The sequence below is a fragment of the Methylibium sp. T29 genome (assembly GCF_000576205.1).
GTDB classification, from domain to species: Bacteria; Pseudomonadota; Gammaproteobacteria; order Burkholderiales; family Burkholderiaceae_C; genus Methylibium; species Methylibium petroleiphilum.
In genome coordinates this window covers 1-2565 of sequence record NZ_AZND01000373.1, presented here as the reverse complement: position 1 = coordinate 2565, position 2565 = coordinate 1, and the positions used below count along the sequence as shown (strand labels likewise).

Annotated in this window: 2 protein-coding genes and 1 pseudogene; all 3 read right to left on the bottom strand. The window is 66.5% G+C overall.

What is annotated here, in order from left to right; translation table 11 throughout:
- Positions 1 to 214: 214 nt before the first annotated feature.
- Positions 215 to 1701 (bottom strand): annotated as a pseudogene (locus x551_RS21015) (IS66 family transposase).
- A 119-nt stretch (positions 1702 to 1820) separates the two neighbouring features.
- The gene (gene tnpB, locus x551_RS21010) at positions 1821 to 2144 is read right to left on the bottom strand and encodes an IS66 family insertion sequence element accessory protein TnpB (RefSeq protein ID WP_152543622.1); all 324 of its coding nucleotides are present in this window, start codon (positions 2142 to 2144) and stop codon (positions 1821 to 1823) included.
- 5 nt (positions 2145 to 2149) lie between these two features.
- Positions 2150 to 2497 carry a transposase gene (locus x551_RS21005; RefSeq protein ID WP_036235458.1) on the bottom strand — a complete coding sequence of 116 codons (348 nt, stop codon included), beginning with the start codon at positions 2495 to 2497 and terminating at the stop codon, positions 2150 to 2152.
- Positions 2498 to 2565: the final 68 nt, after the last annotated feature.

The following is a 2565-nucleotide window of genomic DNA, read 5'->3' as shown; positions in this document are numbered from 1 at the left end:
GGAAGCTGGTGGCAGTGACTTCCGCAATGATCGCAACGCCGAGATAAACGTAATTCATGTTCATTCAGCGACTGTATTGGGTCTGGCCGTATGAAGCCATTAATGCCCCGCCTCGAGCCGAAGGGTATCGCCCGCCCCTTTTGACGGTTTAGTGGAACTCTGAGCACACGAATGGTGGATGCCGACAGCAGCTTGGCCACCGGGATGGCCGCATTTAGGTGGCGGCAGGATTCCAGTGGTGCGGCAGAAGTTCCACGATCCGATTTGCTGGCTGGGTCGGCAGGCGCTCGAGGATATCGCGCAGGTACACGTAGGGATCGTGGCCATTGAGCCGAGCCGAGTGCACGAGGCTCATGATTGCTGCGGCTCGCTTGCCCGCGCGCAAGCTCCCAGCGAACAGCCAGTTCTGCCGACCCAGCGCTATAGGCCGGATGCGGTTCTCCACCCAGTTGTTGTCGATGGGCAGGTCGCCATCGTCGAGGTAGCGCGTCAGCGCCACCCAGCGCTTGAGGCTGTAGTCGATAGCCCGCGCGGTGGCTGATCCATCGGGAACACGCTGGCGTTGCTGTCGCAGCCACTGGCGCAGCGCGTCCGCCAACGGCCGGGCAGCCTGTCTGGCATCGAGCCTGGTTTGTGTGTCGGCATTGGCGCCACCGCGCTCCAAGTCATAAAGCTGCGCGAAGAACTTCAGCGCCTGCTCGCCGACCTGGCTGCCGTGATTGGCCCAGAGTTCGTGGAACTTGCGCCGTGCGTGCGCCATGCAGCCCGCCTCGGTCACGCCCAGCTCGAAGCAGGCCTTATAGCCGGCGAAGTCGTCGCAGACGAGCTTGCCTTGCCAGCCGGGCTGGCAAGGCGTGCCCGGCAGTCCCAGGAACTCGCGGGCATGCTGGCCACCGCGGCTGTCGGCGAAGTCGAAGACGACGGCCTGCAGCGGGTTGAACTGTGTCGTGCAGTAGCTCCACAGGTAGGCGCGGTGCGTCTTGCCGTGGCCTGGCTTGAGCATCGCCACCGGCGTCTCGTCCGCGTGCAGCACACCCTGGCCGAGAAGTTCCCGGGTCAGTGCATCCACCAGCGGCCGCAGCTGCACACCGCATTCGCCCACCCACTGGGCAAGCGTCGAGCGTGCGATGGCGTGCCCGGCGCGCTCGAAGATGGCCTCCTGCCGGTACAGCGGCAGGTGATCGAGATACTTGGCGACGAGCACCTGGGCCAGCAGGGCGCTCGTCGGCAGGCCCTTGTCGATGACGTGCGGCGCGACCGGCGCCTGCACGATGCGCTCGCAGCACTTGCACACCCACTTGCCGCGGATGTGTCGCTCCACCGTGAAGACGCCGGGCTGGTAGTCCAGCTTCTCGGCCACGTCCTCGCCGATGCGCTGCAGGGCCTGGCCACAGCCGCAGGTGGTGCTCTCGGGTTCATGGCGAACGTCGCGGCGCGGCAGGTGCGCTGGCAGCTTCTCGCGCCGGGGCCGCTGGCGCTCGCCAGTGGCCCGAGCGGGCTGCAATGCTTCAATCTCGCGGCCACGGCCGCCAGGTCAGCGTCCAGCGTCTCGTCCAGCAGGCTCTTCTGCTCGGCGCTGTACCGCTCGCTCTGCGCAGCGAACTTCAAGCGCTTGAGGATCGCGTTCTCGTGCGTGAGCTTGTCGATGACAGCCTGCTTGAATGCCACCTCGGAGCGCGCCGCTCGCAAGGCGTCGCGCAGTTGCTGGGCATCGAGGGTGTCGAGGTCGTCGGCGATCACGAGAAGGCATCGTGCCGAACCGACGCCAAGTGCGCCATCGGCACATGCCGCAATTGCACGCGGGCCTACGGCACGCGCGGCTACAGCAGCGTGATGACTCCTGCCTCGCCGACGCGCTGCCAGGGCAGCCCCAGAACCAGGGCATCGAACTGGGCGCGGCTCAGGCTCAAGGTGCCGCTCACATCGCGAGGCCAGACGAAGCGGCCGACATTCAAGCGCCGTGCGGCCAGCCACACACCAATCCCGTCATGGACCAGCACCTTCATCCGGTTGGCCCGGCGGTTGGCAAACAAGTAGGCGTGGTGTGGCCGTGCCGCGCCGAAGACCGACACCACGCGAGCCAGGGCAGCCTCAGTGCCGGCGCGCATGTCCAGCGGCTCGACAGCGAGCCACAGCGCATCCACCCGGATCAACGCAGCATCTCACGAAGCCAAGCGCCGCAAGAAGCCGCGCTCGCCATTGGCCAGCGCACCCGCACGGTGACCGAACCCCGTTGCAGGTCCACCTCGACGAACTGCGGTGCCTCGACCGTCGGTGGCGCCGCCGGTACAACGCTCACTGGCACGAACGGGTCGGCGATAGCGGCGCCTCGATCATGGGCCACCGTGCGCCGCCACTTGTGGACGAGGTTGGCATTCAAACCATGGCTCATCGCCACCTTGGCCACGGACGCACCAGGTGCCGCGCATTCAGCAAGGACTTGCCGCTTCAGTTCCGGGTCGTGGCGCCGGCGCGTGTCCGGCTTGGCGTCTGGCATGGTGTCCACCTATCTCGTTTGGTGGACACCATCCTGGCTGGCGCGGCCGCAGCGTTCAAGATGGGTTC

Bases quoted from the DNA above. Each gene is read 5' to 3' on its own strand.
- x551_RS21005 (WP_036235458.1), bottom strand. From the start codon at position 2,497: ATGCCAGACGCCAAGCCGGACACGCGCCGGCGCCACGACCCGGAACTG.